The 15,133-nt window shown below is 62.1% G+C and carries 13 protein-coding genes; 5 read left to right on the top strand and 8 right to left on the bottom strand.

All coding sequences use genetic code 11. The features are described from left to right. Window positions 1-62 precede the first annotated feature (62 nt). Both ACN0SC_RS03485 and fghA read left to right on the top strand, forming a co-directional pair. Entirely contained in the window at window positions 63-1,172 is a 1,110-nt protein-coding gene (locus ACN0SC_RS03485) for an S-(hydroxymethyl)glutathione dehydrogenase/class III alcohol dehydrogenase (RefSeq protein ID WP_417248262.1), read from the top strand. Beyond that, on the top strand, window positions 1,172-2,011 hold the full coding sequence (gene fghA, locus ACN0SC_RS03480; RefSeq protein ID WP_417248261.1) for an S-formylglutathione hydrolase: 840 nt from the start codon (window positions 1,172-1,174) through the stop codon (window positions 2,009-2,011). Before ACN0SC_RS03485 ends, fghA begins: the two co-directional genes overlap by 1 nt. A 4-nt stretch (window positions 2,012-2,015) precedes the next feature. Here fghA and ACN0SC_RS03475 read toward each other — a convergent pair whose 3' ends face one another. The 5 genes from ACN0SC_RS03475 to ACN0SC_RS03455 form a co-directional block, all read right to left on the bottom strand. Beyond that, window positions 2,016-2,780, bottom strand: coding sequence for a FadR/GntR family transcriptional regulator (locus tag ACN0SC_RS03475; RefSeq protein ID WP_417248260.1), 765 nt, complete (start codon window positions 2,778-2,780; stop codon window positions 2,016-2,018). Then, a complete protein-coding gene (locus ACN0SC_RS03470) occupies window positions 2,749-3,756 on the bottom strand; it encodes an ABC transporter ATP-binding protein (protein WP_417248259.1) in 1,008 nt (335 codons plus the stop codon). The genes ACN0SC_RS03475 and ACN0SC_RS03470 overlap by 32 nt, the downstream gene beginning before the upstream one ends. After that, complete coding sequence (locus tag ACN0SC_RS03465) at window positions 3,756-5,627, bottom strand: dipeptide/oligopeptide/nickel ABC transporter permease/ATP-binding protein (RefSeq protein WP_417248258.1); 1,872 nt, start codon at window positions 5,625-5,627, stop codon at window positions 3,756-3,758. The genes ACN0SC_RS03470 and ACN0SC_RS03465 overlap by 1 nt, the downstream gene beginning before the upstream one ends. Window positions 5,628-5,637: 10 nt before the next feature. Then, the gene (locus ACN0SC_RS03460) at window positions 5,638-6,585 is read right to left on the bottom strand and encodes an ABC transporter permease (protein ID WP_417248257.1); all 948 of its coding nucleotides are present in this window, start codon (window positions 6,583-6,585) and stop codon (window positions 5,638-5,640) included. Between the two features lie 126 nt (window positions 6,586-6,711). Beyond that, window positions 6,712-8,304: an ABC transporter substrate-binding protein gene (locus ACN0SC_RS03455; protein WP_417248256.1), complete on the bottom strand. Its 1,593-nt coding sequence runs from the start codon at window positions 8,302-8,304 to the stop codon at window positions 6,712-6,714. Window positions 8,305-8,409: 105 nt separating this feature from the next. On the opposite strand from ACN0SC_RS03455, the gene ACN0SC_RS03450 reads away from it, so the two are divergent. Beyond that, entirely contained in the window at window positions 8,410-9,081 is a 672-nt protein-coding gene (locus ACN0SC_RS03450; protein WP_417248255.1) for a DUF1028 domain-containing protein, read from the top strand. Here the strand turns inward: ACN0SC_RS03450 and ACN0SC_RS03445 are convergent, their stop codons facing one another. The 3 genes from ACN0SC_RS03445 to truA all read right to left on the bottom strand — a co-directional run bounded on the left by ACN0SC_RS03445 (window position 9,082) and on the right by truA (window position 12,264). Further along, on the bottom strand, window positions 9,082-10,830 hold the full coding sequence (locus tag ACN0SC_RS03445; RefSeq protein ID WP_417248254.1) for a sugar phosphorylase: 1,749 nt from the start codon (window positions 10,828-10,830) through the stop codon (window positions 9,082-9,084). 267 nt (window positions 10,831-11,097) lie between these two features. Then, window positions 11,098-11,247: a hypothetical protein gene (locus tag ACN0SC_RS03440; RefSeq protein WP_417248253.1), complete on the bottom strand. Its 150-nt coding sequence runs from the start codon at window positions 11,245-11,247 to the stop codon at window positions 11,098-11,100. 228 nt (window positions 11,248-11,475) lie between these two features. Beyond that, on the bottom strand, window positions 11,476-12,264 hold the full coding sequence (truA, locus tag ACN0SC_RS03435) for a tRNA pseudouridine(38-40) synthase TruA (protein WP_417248252.1): 789 nt from the start codon (window positions 12,262-12,264) through the stop codon (window positions 11,476-11,478). Window positions 12,265-12,404: 140 nt separating this feature from the next. On the opposite strand from truA, the gene ACN0SC_RS03430 reads away from it, so the two are divergent. Together ACN0SC_RS03430 and ACN0SC_RS03425 are read left to right on the top strand one after the other, a co-directional pair. After that, window positions 12,405-13,820, top strand: coding sequence for a YcjX family protein (locus ACN0SC_RS03430; RefSeq protein ID WP_417248251.1), 1,416 nt, complete (start codon window positions 12,405-12,407; stop codon window positions 13,818-13,820). Further along, window positions 13,817-14,881: a YcjF family protein gene (locus ACN0SC_RS03425; protein WP_417248250.1), complete on the top strand. Its 1,065-nt coding sequence runs from the start codon at window positions 13,817-13,819 to the stop codon at window positions 14,879-14,881. Before ACN0SC_RS03430 ends, ACN0SC_RS03425 begins: the two co-directional genes overlap by 4 nt. Window positions 14,882-15,133 lie beyond the last annotated feature (252 nt).

Below are 15,133 nucleotides of genomic sequence, written 5' to 3'. Positions count from 1 at the left end.
CTGTAGGCCTGTCACGCGCCAGAAATCATGACCATGGCCGCACATTCACGGGAGGATTTACTGTGAAAACAAGAGCCGCAGTTGCGTTCGAGGCGAAGAAGCCTTTGGAGATCGTCGAACTTGACCTTGAGGGGCCGAAAGAGGGCGAGGTTCTCGTCGAAATTATGGCCACGGGTATTTGCCACACCGACGCCTATACGCTCGACGGGCTCGATAGCGAAGGGCTCTTCCCGTGCGTGCTTGGTCACGAGGGCGCGGGTATCGTGCGTGAGGTCGGTGCTGGTGTGACGTCGCTTGCGGCAGATGATCATGTGATCCCGCTCTACACCCCCGAATGCCGCGAGTGTAAATCCTGCCTGTCGGGGAAGACCAACCTGTGCACCTCGATCCGCGCGACCCAAGGCAAGGGTGTCATGCCCGATGGCACCTCGCGCTTTTCCTACAAGGGCGAGACCATCTATCACTACATGGGCTGCTCGACCTTCTCCAACTTCGTCGTTTTGCCCGAGATTGCGCTGGCCAAGATCCGCAAGGACGCGCCCTTTGACAAGGCGTGCTATGTCGGTTGCGGCGTGACCACGGGCGTGGGGGCAGTGACCAACACGGCCAAGGTCGAGCCAGGCTCTACGGTGATTGTCTTCGGGCTTGGCGGGATCGGCCTCAACGTGATCCAAGGCGCGCGTATGGTCGGTGCGGCGCAGATTGTTGGCGTCGACATCAACAACGACAAGAAAAGCTGGGGCGAGAAATTCGGAATGACCCACTTCGTCAATCCGACCGAGATCGACGGCGATATCGTCGAGCATCTCGTGGCGCTGACGGATGGCGGGGCCGATTACACCTTTGACTGCACGGGCAACACGACGGTGATGCGACAGGCGTTGGAAGCCTGTCACCGTGGCTGGGGTGTCTCCACCGTGATCGGCGTGGCCGAGGCGGGCAAGGAAATCTCCACACGGCCCTTCCAACTGGTTACGGGGCGGGTCTGGCAAGGCACGGCCTTTGGCGGTGCGAAGGGGCGCACGGATGTTCCCAAGATTGTTGACTGGTATATGAACGGCATGATCGAGATCGACCCGATGATCACCCATTTGTTGACCCTCGACGAGATCAATAAAGGCTTTGATTTGATGCACGAGGGCAAATCAATCCGATCCGTTGTGGTGTTTTGATGTTGGAAACCATCTCGACCACCCGCGCGCATGGCGGCACACAGGGTGTGTATCGCCACACCTCGACCGCCACGGGCACGCCGATGGAGTTCTCCGTGTTCGTCCCTGATCATGAGGAGGGCGCGCGGCTTCCTGTTGTATTTTACCTTTCAGGCCTGACCTGCACGCAGGCCAATGTGACGGAGAAGGGCGAATTCCGCCGTGCCTGTTCGGAGCTTGGCTTGATCTTTGTCGCGCCCGACACCTCCCCGCGCGGCGAGGGCGTTCCCGATGACGCGGAGGGGGCCTATGATTTCGGCCTCGGCGCGGGGTTCTACGTGAATGCGACAGAGGCGCCCTTCGACAAGCACTACAGGATGCGCGACTATATCGAGGAGGAGCTGCCTGCGCTGATCGCCGCCGAGTTCCCCGCCGATATGCAACGCCAGTCAATCATGGGGCATTCTATGGGCGGGCATGGCGCATTGACCATCGCGCTCCGAAATCCTGAGCGGTTCAAGGCGGTTTCCGCTTTCGCCCCCATTGTCGCCCCCATCGACGTGCCTTGGGGTCAGAAGGCGTTGGCGGGCTATCTCGGAGAGGACCGTGCTGCTTGGCGGGAATATGATGCCTGTGCTTTGGTGACGGACGGCGCGCGCGTGCCCGATATCCTGATCGACCAAGGCACCGATGACAACTTCCTCCATGACCAACTTCATCCGCATCTCTTCGAGGAGGCCTGCGCACAGGCGGGGCAACCGTTCACTTTGCGGATGCAGGAGGGCTATGACCATTCCTATTACTTCATTTCGACCTTCATGGCCGATCACCTCGAATGGCACGCGGTGCGCTTGGGGTAGGTGCCTATTCGGGCAGGAAGCCACGCAGGGCCTTGGCTTCTTGATCACCCATATGGGTCCAAGCGGTTTCCATATGCGCCTTCATGATCGCCCGCGCCGCGCCACTGTCACCTTCGCGAAGCGCGGCGATCAGGCGGCGGTGATAATCCAGCCCGCTCTCCCAAAGGGCGAGGTTATGCGGCGTGTAGAGTTGGCGATAAACCGTGATGTCGCTCAGAAGTTTCTCGATGAACCCGATTACGAAGGACAGAAGCGGGTTGCGTGAAAACTCGGCAAGCGCGCCGTGGAAGGCCAGCGAGGCGATGTGCTGGTCGCGCTCCTGCTCGGCGCTTTGAGGCGGTTCGGCATAGATCGCCACGATCTCCTCAAGGCGAGCCAACTGCTCCTGCGAAAGCGTGCCTGCGAGCGAAGCGGCCAGTTCGGGCTCCAATGCTCGGCGCACCTGATAGACATCGCCGATGGTCATGTCCTTGAAATAGAAATAGTTCGACAGCAACGCCTTGGCCCGCTCGCGCGAGACCTCGTGAACAAATGTCCCGCCGCCTGGACCAGTGCGCGACTTGACCAACCCCTGCGCCTCCAGAATACGCATAGCCTCGCGGATCGTGCCCTTGGCCATGCCGAAATGCGCGATGAGATCAGGCTCGGACGGCAACCTGTCTCCAGGCGTCAGCCCTTGCTCGACCACCCACGACTTGATCGCTTCGGCGACCTGTGCAGGGCGCGAGCGTTTGGCGTCAGTCTTCGAGGGGGTGATGGCAGGCGGCAAATTGGTGGTCTCCCATAGGACGTAGAGCAGGGTCTTCGGTGCGACAAAGATCCGTTGCACGGACACAGCGCCCCGCGAAGGCGCAGCCTGTCGGCGGATTGAGCGGATCAGGCAATTCTGTATCCTTCTGTTCGGGCGCCGCCAAGGGGCGACCAACGACGGGGGCGCTTTCGGCAAGCAGTTTGGTGTAGGGGTGCTTTGGCGCAGCGAAGATTTCCTCGGCGCGACCAATCTCTACAACCGCCCCGAAGTAGAGGACCAAAACACGATCCGAGACGGCTTCGACCACGGCGAGATCGTGGGAGATGAACAGGTAGGTCAGGCCGAATTCCGCTTTCAGATCCGCGAGCAGGTTCAGCACCTGCGCCTGAACCGAGACATCAAGTGCCGAGACAGGTTCATCCAGAACGATGATCTCTGGTGCCGCGGCGAGTGCGCGGGCAATGCCGATCCGTTGAGCCTGTCCGCCTGAGAACTCGTGCGGGTATCGGTCAAGAAACTCCTCACGTAGGTTCACGCTGTCGAAAATCTCCGCAATGCGTGCCCGCCGTTCATCCGCGCCCATGCCGTAAAGACGTTTGAGCGGGGCTTCCATGATTTGCTGCACGGTCTTGCGCGGGTTGAGCGAGGAAATCGGGTCCTGGAACACATATTGGATGAGGCGACCAAAGGCGGCGGGATCGGCGTTGTCGAGCGCCTTCCCGTCGATCTCGATCTGACCCGACGAAGGCTCTAGCAGCCCCACCAGCATCCGCGCAAATGTGGATTTGCCGCAGCCGCTTTCGCCGACAATGCCGAGTGTCTCGCCGCGTGCAACCTCGAAGGACACGGGGCGCACCGCACGCACACCCGCGCCCGCGGGGCCAAAGAGCGGCTTGGCAAGGGGAAAGGTTTTCGACAGGTCCGTTGCCTTCAGCGCCGGATCGCGTGCGGTCTCGGTCGGATTCTCGATGGACATGATGGTTTCGTCGGACATCAGACGGTCTCCTCGGGAAAGAGGCAACGGACCGCACGGGCGGCTGTGGCCCCCTCAAGCGGTATCACCCCGCTACGGCACGCGGCCTGAGCCTTGTCGCAACGCGGGGCGAAGGCGCAGCCATCGGGCAGGTTGTCGACCACGGGCGGAAGGCCGAGGATCGCGGCCAGTTCGCGCCGCCCGCCGCCCAGTTCGGGCACGCAGGCGATCAGGCGCTTGGTATAGGGATGGGCGGGGGCGTCGAGCACCGCCATGGTCGGGCCTTCCTCGACAATCCGCCCCGCATACATCACCGCCACACGGTCACAAAGCTGCGCCACCACTCCGAAGTCATGGGTGATGAAGATGATCGCCAGTCCGCGTTCGCGTCGCAGGTCGTCGAGCAGGGAGAGGATTTGCGCCTGTACCGTGACGTCCAGAGCAGTGGTCGGCTCGTCAGCGATGATCACATCGGGATCATTGGCAAGCGCCATAGCGATCCCGACCCTTTGACGCATCCCGCCCGACATCTCGTGCGGGTAGGTGTCGAGGCGGCTTTCGGCATTGGGAATGCGCACGGCGGCCAGCAGATCGAGCGCCTTATCTCGCGCGGCCTTGACGGGAATGCGGTTGTGGCACTGGATCGCCTCAACCAGTTGATCGCCGATTTTGTAGAGCGGGTGGAGCGTGGCCAGGGGGTCTTGGAAAATATAGGCGACATTGTTGCCGCGCTTGGAACGCAGGCTCTCGTAATCCGCGCTCAACAGGTCTTCGCCATCATAGCGCACCGCGCCTCCCGTGATGACCCCTGGAGGTGAGGCGACCAGCCCCATGACCGAGAGCGCTGTGACCGATTTCCCCGATCCGCTTTCCCCGATAATACCAAGGCATTCGCCTGGTTTGACTGCGAGCGACACCTCGTTGACTGCACGGTAGACACGTGAGCCCACGTGGAATTGCGTCTCCAACGACTGGATGTCGAGCAGCCCGTTTTGCGCGTCCTGCGGCACCTCGCCCTTGCGGTCCACCAGTGTTTGCGCGCGTGGGCGGCTCAGGGCGCCCGACTTGAGGCGCGGGTCGAGTGCATCGCGGATGCCGTCACCAAGCAGGTTGATCGACATGACGATGAGGAAAATCATGATGCCTGGCACGATTGAGGTATGCGGCGCGGTGATAAGGGCGGCACGCGCCTCGCCGAGCATGGAGCCGAGGTCGGCTTGGGGCGGTTGGCTCCCAAGTCCGAGGAAGGACAGGCCCGCCGTTTCGAGGATCATCCAGCCGATTGTTGTGGACATGGCGATGACGATGACGGGCAGGACATTTGGCAAAAGCTCGGAGAGGATGATCCGCGTGTGACCCATGCCCGAGAGCTTCGCTGCGTCGATAAACTCGCGCCCCGCGAGGCTCACGGTGATGCCGCGTATGTTGCGCGCGAAGAAGGGGATGTTGACCGCAGCCACGGCAATGAGCGCATTCACCAGACCCGGACCGAGGGCTGCAACGATTGCGAGTGCGAGCAGGATGTAGGGAAAGGCCATGAGCATATCGACGCCGCGCATGATGATATTGTCGACCCGTCCTCCGAAATAGCCCGCGATGATGCCGATTGAGGAGCCGAAGAAGGCCGCGATGAGCGCGGCGACACAGCCGACAGCGAGCGACAGGCGTGTGCCGTGCAGGAGGCGTGACAGCAGATCGCGCCCGAGGTGGTCGGTGCCAAGCAGGTGGCCCTCCGAGAACGGACGCATGAAGCGGTCGGCGGTTGCTGTGGCGTTAGGGTCGGGCAGTGGCAGGAGCGGCGTGAGGATCACAAGCGCGAGGATCGCGGAAAGCACCACGGCACCCATGGCGGCCAAACGGTTGCGGAAGAGAAGTTTGAGGAACTGTTTCATGGGAGGCGCCTCACGTCTTGATCCGCGGGTCGAGGAGGCTTTGCGCCACGTCGACCGCGATGTTGAACATGACGTAGCAGCCCGCGACGAAGACAACGCCCCCCTGCACCAGCAGGATATCGCGCGTCAGGATAGCATCGACAAGCATCCGACCCACACCGGGCCACTGGAAAACCATCTCGATATAGACTGCGCCCGAGAGGACAAAGCCTGCCTGAATGCCCAGAACGGGGATGATCGACACCATCGCGGCACGTAGCGCATGCCCCATCAATACACGGCGTTCGCGCACCCCTTTGGCGCGGGCCGTGCGGATATAATCCTGCCGCAAGACCTCCAACATCGCCGAGCGCGCCATACGCGCGATAACACCCGTGGCCACGGCGGCGAGGGCGAGCGAGGGCATGGTGAGGTGGTTGAGCAAGTCGGGCAAATCGCCGCCGCCGTAGATTGCATACATGCCCGAAACGGGCAGCCAGCGCAGGTTTACGGCGAAGAGCAGGATCATCATCATGCCCAAAAAGAAGCTGGGTACGGAGATGCCGATCAGGACGGTGAAGGTGATGGCTTTGTCGACCAACCCGTATTGACGTGCGGCGGAGATGACGCCTGCGAGCACGCCCAGAATGGTGCACAGCACAAGCGAGCTGCCTGCAAGAATGAGTGTCGCGTTGAAGCGCTCCAGTATCTCGTCGAGCACGGGACGGTTGAGCGAGAACGAGCGCCCGAAATCTCCCGTCAGCATATTGCCGAGCCATATAAAATACCGTTGAACCAATGGCTTATCGAGGCCGAGGTCGCGGTTCAGCTTCTCGACATTTTCGGGTGTGGCGTAGCTGCCAAGGATCGCTGTGGCTGGATCTCCGGGGATCATCGACATGATCAGGAACACGATCACGGTGATCCCGAACAGCACGGGAACGGCTGAAATAAGACGTTTCAAAATGTAGCTGCCCACGGGTGCTCTCCCCTCTGGCTGGCGTCAAAACAGGGTGTCGGCTTCCCGTCGGACATCTGTCGGACATCTGTCGGGCACGGGAAGCCGGAAGGGACCAAGGAGAGCCCGCAACGGGGCTCCCGCAGATCACTCTTTGGTCACGCTTTCGAGCTGGAGCAGGAAGGACGGCTCAAGGGAGAAATTCTCCACGCGATCGTTGGTCACGGCGTTCTGCTTCCAGTTCGCCACAAAGACCCACGGTGCGTCCTCTTGCACGATGGCCTGCATCTCCTTGTAAAGACGCGCACGCTCGTCTTGATCGGTGGCGACCTGTGCGGCCTCAAGCAACTCGTCAACTTTCGGGTTGGAGTAGTAACCCGAGTTGAAGCCACCCGCGTCAGGCCAAGCGTCGGTGCGCAGCGCGAGGAAGGGCAGGGTGTCGGGGTCGTTGGTCATCCACGCCATTTCGGCCATGTCTGCCTTACCCTCAAGACCAGGGTTCACCTCGCCAAGGAAGGTGTTCCACTCGTAGGTCTCGATCTTCACATCAAACCCGACCGCGTTGAGATCGGCCTGAATGGCTGTGCCCATCGGAACGGGATCAAGCATCCCCGAGCCGCCTTCGGTCACGTAGAAGGTCAGTTCGGCTCCCTCAAGACCTGCCTCGGCCAAGAGCGCCTTGGCTTTTTCGGGGTCATAGGGGTAGGGGTCCAATTCGTCATTGTAAGCCCACGCAAAGGCGGGTGGGGTCGGACCTGCGGCCACTTCCGCCGTGCCTTCGAGCACGTCGTTGACGATAGCTTCCTTGTTGATCGCGTAGTTGGCGGCCTGACGCACGCGCTTGTCAGCGAAGGGGCCTTCCTTGGCGTTGAGGATCAGGAACCACAGGTGCGGGCCTGCCTGTTCGACGATTTTGAAATCATCGCCCTGAAACTGCGACAGGGCGGTGGGCGGCACTTCGACCATCATGTCGATCCCGCCCGCGAGCATTTCGGCCACGCGGGTGTTGGCATCGGTGATCGGACGGAAGACGACCGCTTCGGTGCCTGCCATCTCGCCCCAATAGTCGGGGTTCTTCTCGATCACCACGGCCTCGTTGGAACGCCATTCAGCAAAGGTGAAGGGGCCAGTTCCCGCAGGGTTGCGCCCGAAATCGGCCCCGTGTTCAGCAACGGCGGCAGGGGAGACGATCAGCCCCGTGGGATAGGCGAGGTTGGAGAGGAAGGGCGCATAGGGGGCGTTGAGCGTGAATTTGACGGTGTAGTCGTCCACTACATCTGTCGAGGCCACGGAGGAGAAGAAGAAGGCCAGCGGGAAGGGGCCAGTGTTGTGGTAGGGGTGATCCTCGTTGAGCATACGGTCGAAGTTGAATTTGACCGCTTCGGCATTAAACGGGGTGCCATCGTGGAAGGTCACGCCTTCGCGCAGGTGGAAGGTGTATTCGGTGCCGTCCTCGGAAATCTCCCAGCTATCCGCCAGACCCGGCTCGACCTCAAGCGTGCCCGGCGCATAGCGCACAAGACCCTCGTAGATGTTCACAAGGATGCGGAAATCATTGACGGCGGTGACGGCGGCGGGATCGAGCGATTTGGGTTCGGCGATCTGTCCGACGATCAACACGCCTTCGGGTGTTTGGGCTGTGGCGGGCGTGGTCAATGTGGTGACAGCAACGGCGCTGGTCATCAGCGTGGCCCCCGCTGCCGCGAGCATCCCGCGGCGCGTCCAGTTCAAAAGGTTCATGGTAAAGCTCTCCCGTGTTGGTTTATCTATAGAAAAATTAATCATGATAATTTTGATCCGTCAATTTTTCATGATAAATAAGATTTGCACGACCTTGGAGGGCGCATGACCTTTTCGATACTGGTAAGAGACGCGAAGACAGGTGCAATTGGTGGCGCGGCGACGACGGGAAGTCTGTGCGTCGGCGGCTGGGTTTTGCGCGGCGATTTGCGCGCGGGAATGTCGGCATCTCAGGGCGCGTCCCCCTCCACTTTTTGGGGCGAAGACACTCTAACCGCTATGAAAAATGGTGCGAGTGCGCAGGAGGCTCTGGCGGGGGTAATCGACCCCGACACAGGCCGCGAGGATCGCCAGTTGGCCGCGCTGGACCTTCACGGTGGAACGGCCCATTTCACAGGGTCGGGTAACACGGGTGCGGCAGGGGGTATTGCCTTCGAGAACGGCGTGGTTGCGGGCAATATTTTGGCATCATTGAACGTTCTTTCGGCAGTTCGTGATGGATTCGCGGTCGCCGAGGGCACAATCGAATCACGTCTGATCGCGGCTTTACGTGCAGGGGCGGCGGCAGGAAGCGACACGCGCGGGTTGCAATCGGCCGCTCTTTTGGTGCTGCGGCCCAATACCGCACCGATCACGTTGCGCATTGATTACCATGACAGCGACCCCATCGGCGCGCTGGAAGCGCTCTATGCCCGCGCGACCAGCGGCGACTACGCCCATTGGGCGCGACAGGTGCCAAGCCTCAATGACCCCTATCGCGGCCTCGATCAGAGCTGATCAGCCGCGGTTGGTGATCCAGCGGCATTGATAGGGCGCGAATTCGAGATCATGCGAACGCGGATCAATGGTCTCGCCCGAAATCAGATCAACCCAGTCTTCGCCGTCGATCAGGTTCACCGAGATCATCGGAAGGGTGACGTTCTGGTCGCTGACGTTATGGATGGCAAAGATCGACTGGTCGCGGTCCTGCGACTGTCGCCAGATGCCGAAAATCTGCTCGCCGAGTTGCATAGTGAACTGCGTGGCATTCGGGTGGAAAGCCTTCTGTGCGGTGCGGATCTCGATCCGGTCTTTCATCGCCGCAAGCACGCGCGCGTGGACCGTGTTCTCGTCGGACAGGGCATTTCGCAGTGACGGGTAGTCCCAGCGGTGGCGGTTGATTGCCCGATTGATGCCCGTTTTCTCGACGCCCGCCAGATCGTTCGGCGTGGCCAGAAGCGAGTGGATGTAGAAGGCAGGCACGCCTTCGAGCGCCATGACGATGGTTTGCGAACATAGGAAGCGTTCGATCTGCTTCCCGTCCTCGCCGCCTTCGATGGTGGCTTTGAGCGCGTCGAAATAGGTGATGTTCAACTCGTAGGGTTTCTCGGAGCCGTCAGGCAGCGAGCGCATGGAGACAAGCCCGCCCGAGGCGCGCACGCTCTTGATGATCTGGCCGAGTTCCTCGCCTGACAGAAGCCCCTCCGCGCCACGCACGCCGATCCCGTCGTGGGAGGCGGAGAAGTTGAGATAGGCGCATCCCAGTTGCGCGGGCGGCATCCGCATGAGCCACTGGTTGAGGTGCACGGATGTGCCGCTGAGCAGGGCGTGCAGCAGCAACGGTGGCAGCGAGAAGTTGTAGATCATATGCGCTTCGTTGCGGTTGCCGAAGTAGCTCAGGTTCTCCGCATTGGGCACATTGGTTTCGGTCAGCAGCACCACGCGCTCTTCGGCGTAGTCGCACAGCATCCGCATCAGTCGCACGATGGCGTGGGTTTGGGGCAGGTGGACGCAGGAGGTGCCGAGCTCTTTCCAGATGAAGGCCACCGCGTCGAGACGGATCACGCGCACACCATGATCCATGTGCAGCCGCATGATGCGCAGGAATTCGAGCAGCACTTCGGGGTTGTGGAAGTCCACGTCGATCTGATCGTGGCTGAAGGTGCACCAGACGTGTTTCGTGCCGTTGGCCGTGGCCACTTCGCGCAAAAGCGGTGTGGTGCGCGGGCGGACGACGGAAGACAGGTCATCGCGCGGCGAGGCCTCGACGAAGAACTTGTCGTAGGGTTCGTGGCCTTGCAGATAGGCGGAAAACCAGTGCGACATGGAGGAGACGTGGTTGAGCACGAGATCGGACATCAGGCGGAACTGGCCCGAAATCCGTTCGATGTCTTCCCAATCGCCAAGCGTCGAATTGACGGCGCGGTAGTCGGTCACGGCGAAACCGTCGTCGGAGGTGAAGGGGAAAAACGGCAGAATGTGCACGCCGTTGATCACGCCCTTGAGGTAGCGGTTGAGAAAGTCGTTGAGCAGATCGAGGGGCTTGTGCTGTCCGTCGACCATCGTGTTGCCGTAGGTGATGACAATGGTGTCCTTCTCGCTCCAAAGGCCCGTTCCCCCCGTGCGCGCCCGCGCCCGAGTCTTGGACCCCTCTGGCCAGAAGGCGTCGATCACCTGCTCGCGCAGGTCGGCAATCGGCCCATCGGGATAGATTTGTTCCAGCAGCCCGTCGAGCCGTGATCTGAATTGCGAAGAAAGCCGCGTCATGTGGTCTGTCGTCCCCGTCGCTCCGAGTGGATTTTTCTGCGCCCTGTCGCTGTCCGCACGGGTGTGCGTGGCGTGGTGTGACTGTGTTTCTGGCACGGACGCATTGAGCCTGACGCTATGCGGGATCACGGGGGGGTTCAATGCGGATCGGTCCCACAAACAGGAAAAGCCCCGCGATCACGGGGCTTGTATTATGACTGCACAAGTTTTGTGCTGCATGGGCGGGGGTTGCGGGGTATGCCCTGCCGCTTGGCGGCGGGGGCTGGGTCAGACGTGATCGCCCGCGCGTGTATCGACAAGCCAGCCACCAGGGCCCGCCACGCTGTCGGGCAGGAATGCAATCATCGCTTCGCGGATGGCCAGAACGGTGAGAACGGCAAGCGCCACTTGGTCAAAAGTGAGGGTCGAAAAGTCCATTCTGTCTCTCCCGTCTTGGTCTTGGCTGACACGCGCGTGGCGCTTTGTGTCCTTGGTATGGGATATCGTTGGTCCCCAAATGCGGCGCGAATTGGGCAGCCATAGGACAGTATGCGGGCGATTTCGTTAACGCGGAGCCTGTCGCCAACGTTTTGCGCGCGGGGGATCCGACGGTCACAAGCGGCTGAATTTAATCAAATTGTTGGAAAATTCTGAGGACTGACGCGATCACGCAGAGCCGATTGGCGCAACGCCGAAGGGCGCATCGGGATAACCGACACCCGTCAGGTAAAGCCCGTGCGGCGGGCAGACGGGGCCACAGGCCGCGCGGTCGCGTGCTTTCAGTGCTGCGGTCACGTCATCGGCTGTCCACGTTCCCGCGCCGACCCGCTCCAGCGTGCCGACAAAGGAGCGCACCTGATTGTGCAGGAAGGAGCGCGCGCGGAAGTAAAAGCGGAACTCGCGGCCATAGGGCACGTCGAATGCCTCGATCCGCGCCTCGTCCAGTGTTTTGACGGGGCTGTCGGCCTGACACATGGTCGAGCGGAAGGTGGTGAAGTCGTGCAGCCCGATCAGACGGTCCGCCGCCGCCTGCATGGCATCCACGTCGAGGTCATGGTTCACCCGCCACGCCAGTCCCGCCTCGTGAGTCAGAGGCGCGCGCCGCGAGATCAGGCGGAAGGTGTAGCGTCGTTCGCGGGCTGAAAACCGCGCGTGCCAGTCGTCATCGACGCGGACCGCTTTCAGGATCGCAATCGGGTTGGGTTTGAGGTGATGGTTGAGCGCTTCCGACAGGCGGAAGGGATCCCATTCCTTGACCATGTCGCAATGGGCGACCTGTCCCGTGGCATGAACCCCCGCATCCGTGCGCCCTGCCGCCGCAATGGACGGGCAGTCAGGTTCCAGCTTGCGCAGGGCCTCCTCCACGCATTGCTGCACGGAGGGGTGGTCCTTCTGGCGTTGCCAGCCCGAAAAGGGCGCGCCGTGGTAGTCGATGAGGAGGGCATAACGAGGCATGGCGCCCCTTTACCCGTTTCGCGCGGGCGGGCCAAGGGGCCACAGGCAGTCAGAGGATCATTGCGGGCAGGGGCGTAACCCTTTCATCATCCCGCGCCCGTGCCTATGTTGGGATGAGACAAGTGGGAAGGGCCAAGCCTTTGATCATAGGCGATATCGCAGACCGCATTTTTCGCGGAGTTGAAACCGTGCAGGACGGCGTTAACGAGGCGCTGTTCGAGCCGGTGATCCGTCTTGGCGTTACGGGGTTGAGCCGTGCGGGCAAGACGGTGTTCATCACCTCGCTCGTGGCCAACCTGCTCGATCGCGGGCGGATGCCGCAATTCGGCCCGAAGGGCGCGATCACCGCCGCCTATCTTCAGCCGCAACCCGATGACACCGTGCCGCGCTTCGACTACGAGGCGCATTTGGCCGCTCTGACCGCCCCCGAGCCACATTGGCCCGAAAGCACCCGCGCGGTCTCCGAGCTGCGCCTGTCCTTCCGCGTGAAGCCACGAGGCTTGATCGGCTCGATGGCGGGGCCGCGCACGGTGCATCTCGATATTGTCGATTACCCCGGTGAGTGGCTGCTCGATCTGGGCCTGATGGAAAAGAGTTACGAGGCGTGGTCGCGCGATGCGCTGGCCGCCGCGCGCGAGCGTCCCGAGGGGGCTGCATTCTGCACGGCTCTTGAGGCTGCCGATCCGAGCACCAAACATGACGAGCCCGCGGCCAAGGCATTGGCCGAGCCCTTCACGGACTATCTCAAGGCCGCACGCGCGGCGGGCTATTCCGACTGTTCGCCCGGTCGGTTCCTGCTGCCCGGCGAACTTGAAGGCTCCCCTGTTCTGACATTTGCGCCACTGCCTGAGGGCGATGCCCCGCGCGGGTCTCTGCGCCGTGAGTTCGCGCGGCGCTACGAGGCCTACAAGCGCGAGGTGGTCCGTCCCTTCTTCCGCGACCATTTCGCCCGCATCGACCGACAGGTTGTGCTGGTTGATGCGCTTGGCGCGATCAACGCGGGGCCACCTGCGGTTGAGGATTTGCGCCGCACCATGGCCGATATTCTCACCGCCTTCCGTCCTGGCCGTGTCGGGCGGATCATGGCGCTGCTTGGTCAGCACAAGGTCGAGCGATTGCTTTTTGCCGCGACCAAGGCCGACCACCTCCATCACAGCCAGCATCCGCAACTCACCGCGATCATGGAAGCGCTGGTGCGCGATGCCCGTGATCGTGCCGATTTCGCGGGCGCAAAGACCGATGCCCTGTCCATTGCGGCACTTCGGGCGACGGTCGAAGAGACACGCGACCACAATGGTGACACGCTCGATCTGGTGCGTGGCTACGTGGATGACGGGCAGGGCGGGCGCAAGCAAGCGGCGTTCTATGCGGGCGATTTGCCCGACGACCCCGCGCATATTCTTTCCCCTGCGCGCAGTGGGGCCGAGCATTGGCTCGACGGGGATTTCGCCGTGATGCGTGTCCTGCCCGCGCCGCTCACGCTCAAACCAGGCGAGGGTCCGCCGCATATCCGCCTTGACCGCGCAGCGAATTTCCTGATCGGAGACAAGATATGACCGAGAGTCGTCGAAAAGGTCCGGTCTCCTTCGATATCGAGGCTGAAGCCGCGCCGAAGAAAACCGCCAAGGCGGGGGCCAAGGCCACGACCAAAGCTGTGCCTGAAATCTCGCCCGCGACGGCTGATCCTGTGCCTGATGCCCCTCCCGTGGCCCGACCGCCCGCCGCTATGGAGCGCGCGGCCGCACTGGCGGCGCGTAAACCATCGGCCTTGGCACGGTGGTTCTGGCGGCTCTTTGCGGCGCTGTTTACCTTTGTGATTTCGCTCGCGGCCTATGATTTCATCGCGGGGCTGATCGCGCGTAACGAAATTTTGGGCTGGATCGCGCTCGGGCTGACGGGGGCGTTTATCGCCGTGCTGTCAGCGATTGCGCTTAGGGAGCTTGCCGCCTTTGCCCGACTCAAACGGATCGACACTTTGCACGCGCAGGCCGAGGATGCGTTGCGAGACAAGGACGCCAACGCCGCGCGCGCTGTCACCGACAAACTCCTTGCCCTCTACCGTCAGCGCGACGATCTGGCGTGGGGACGCGAGCGCCTGACCGAGCGGAGGGGTGAGATATTTGATGCGGATGGCGTGTTGCATCTGGCCGAGCGCGAATTGCTCGCCCCCCTTGATGCCGCCGCACGCCGCGAAGTTGAGGCCGCGTCACGTCAGGTTGCGGCCGTAACGGCGTTGGTGCCACTGGCGCTTGCCGATGTCTTCGCTGCGCTCACCTCCAACCTGCGCATGATCCGCCGCATTGCCGAGATCTACGGCGGGCGGTCGGGCACGCTGGGATCGTGGCGGGTGACGAAAACGGTGCTGACGCATCTTGTGGCGACGGGCGCGGTGGCCGTGGGGGATGACCTGATCGGCTCCGTGGCGGGTGGCGGGATGCTGGCCAAGGTCTCGCGCCGCTTCGGCGAGGGCGTGGTCAATGGTGCGCTGACCGCACGGGTGGGGGTTGCGGCCATAGAGGTCTGCCGCCCGCTGCCCTTCTCCGCCGAAAAGCGCCCCTCCGTGTCGAGCCTTGTGAAACGCTCGTTGACGGGGCTTTTTGACAAGGGCGAGAGTTAAGGGCGGGCGCGGGCTCGGACCTGCTTAGCCCGCGCGCGGGTGTCCGCGTCGATCCACCCGCGTGCCGTGAGATGCTGCAATGGCACAGGCGCGCTTGCTCACGGGGAATTGCGGGCCTATAAGGCCCCCATGTTCCATTTGGCCGCGATTATTATTCGAATTATCAGCCCGGCGCTCTGACCAAGACGAGCCGCCGGGACAAGGCGTATGCGAGACGCGCCGCCCCTTTCGAACTGCCAACAGAATTCCCCC

The organism is Celeribacter sp. (assembly GCF_048261515.1).
Classification (GTDB): domain Bacteria; phylum Pseudomonadota; class Alphaproteobacteria; order Rhodobacterales; family Rhodobacteraceae; genus Celeribacter.
Note: the sequence above shows the minus strand (reverse complement) of the source record. Positions and strands in the feature narration are given on the sequence as shown.